General features: G+C 73.2%; 2 protein-coding genes. Both read right to left on the bottom strand.

What is annotated here, in order from left to right; all coding sequences use genetic code 11:
• Positions 1–17: 17 nt before the first annotated feature.
• The gene (locus DQW85_RS23710) at positions 18–986 is read right to left on the bottom strand and encodes a phytanoyl-CoA dioxygenase family protein (protein WP_162795300.1); all 969 of its coding nucleotides are present in this window, start codon (positions 984–986) and stop codon (positions 18–20) included.
• Complete coding sequence (locus tag DQW85_RS44800) at positions 983–1,810, bottom strand: hypothetical protein (RefSeq protein WP_205315355.1); 828 nt, start codon at positions 1,808–1,810, stop codon at positions 983–985. Before DQW85_RS44800 ends, DQW85_RS23710 begins: the two co-directional genes overlap by 4 nt.
• Positions 1,811–1,925 lie beyond the last annotated feature (115 nt).

Genomic DNA, 1,925 nt, shown 5'->3' on the forward strand with positions numbered 1-1,925 from the left:
CGCCGTCGTCCGCACCGTCATCGTGTCACCGTCCGCTCGCGGCAGCCGGCGGCGACCAGCCGCGGCGGTCGCACCGGGCCGGACGACACCGCGACCACGCGCACCGGGTGCCCCGGCTCGACCCATCGGGTGCTCGTCCACCCGCGAGTCAGCTCCCTCCAGCCGGGCAGCCGTCCCGACGTGTAGCCGTGCGGCAGGAGCGCGGCCAGCTTCACCGGATCGGCGGCCGACTGGAACCGGCAGTCCATCGACAGCCGCAGGGTGCCGCCCACGTTGGGTGTGGTCATGTGCACGGTCCGGCTGTGGAAGATCATGACGTCGCCGCACCGATAGTCGTCACCGACCCAGTCGCCGGCCCCCGCCGGCACCGCGACCGACTCCCCGCCGAGGCCGTCGTCCGGTGCGACCGGCAGGACGCCGAGATTGGCGCTGCCGCGCAGCACGCGCAGCGAGCCCAGATCATCCGGGCAGTCACCCAGCGGGATCCAGACGGTGAGGACGTCGCTCGGGATCTGGTTGAAGAGCGCGTCCTGATGCGGAGGCGTCGGGAAGTTCAGCCGCGGGAAGGAGATCCGCGCGATCTTGCGCGGGTGCACCACGACGGGGGCGCCGAGCACCGCGCGGAGCACGTCGAGCAGCGCGGGGCCGTGCGCCAGGCGGTGCAGGGCCTCGATCGACTGAACCGCCTGGTAGCCCTCCCGCCAGCCCGGGTCCTCGACGGCGGCGCCGTTCATCGTCCCGCGGTCGTGGTGCGCGACCGGGCCCGGCAGCGCCGCCGCCGGATCGACGCCGGGGGCGAGCCAGCCCACCTTCTCCAGTTCCAGAAGCACCTGCCGCCGCACCTCGGCGACCGCCGAGGGGTCGAGCAGCGCGCGGAAGAAGAGAAAGCTGTCGTCCGCGAGCCGCCGGCGCAGCTCGTGTGCCGACCGCTCGTCCGAGCTGTCGAAGCCGGCGCTGTCGAAGTCGGCCATCGCCGGCCGGGTCATCGCGCGGCCCCCGGTGCCGTGACCGCGCTCCGCCCCATGCGCGGCCACCGGTCGTGCGGCCGATCGGCGAAGTGGGCGATCTCCAGCGGGTAGCCGAACCGCACCGGATCCGCGGTGGCGTCGGACAGCCCTCTCAGAACGTCGCTCATCTCGTCCTCGCCGACGGCCCGCCAGATGTCGCGCAGCCAGCCGCGTATCCAGTCCAGCGACTCGGGCGTCTCGGCCAGATGGAACTTGACCGCGAGCCCGCGGAGGTGGAACTCGTCCGGCCGGGTCGAGCGGGACAGCGCACCGCAGTAGCGGTAGGGCTGCGTCTCGATCGGCTTGCTCGGCGTGATCACATGTTCGGTGACCAGGTCGTGTACCCAGGACAGGTCGGCTGCTGTGTCCAGGGCCGCGGCCCGGACCCGCTCGAAGAGCGTCGTCAGGTCGCGCCGGTCGCACAGCCACTGGTCGATCGCGTACTCGGTCAGGGTGTGCGCCCATCCGCGCCGGCTGTCGCGGAGCAGACCCGGCTCGCGCCAGCCGGACTGCTCGGCCTGCTCGTAGAACTCGTCGCACCGGCGGGTCACCAGCCCCATCCGGAGGTAGGCCCAGCCCCGCTTGCGCTCGTGCCCTTGCCAGTGCAGGCCGTAGTGCACGACGGCGTCGCCGAGCATGTGGGCCAGGACGAGTTCGGCCTGGGTGCCGGCACCGACGAGCGACCAGGCGTGCGTGTAGCCCCAGTCGTGGCAGCTCAGCAGGTCCGGCAGGATGGCCGCCATCCCCAGCTCACCCTCGTCAAGGGCGACGTCCGGGAAGGCGCCCGACTCGTGGGCGCTCACCAGATGACCTACGACGAACACGGTCCCGCTCCCACCCTCGGCCGGCCCGGCGGCGCGGTGCCGACGATTGGCGCCACACCGCCGGCGACCGCCGGCCCGACGCCGCGGCCCAGCC

The organism is Nonomuraea lactucae (genome assembly GCF_003313395.1).
Classification (GTDB): domain Bacteria; phylum Actinomycetota; class Actinomycetes; order Streptosporangiales; family Streptosporangiaceae; genus Nonomuraea; species Nonomuraea lactucae.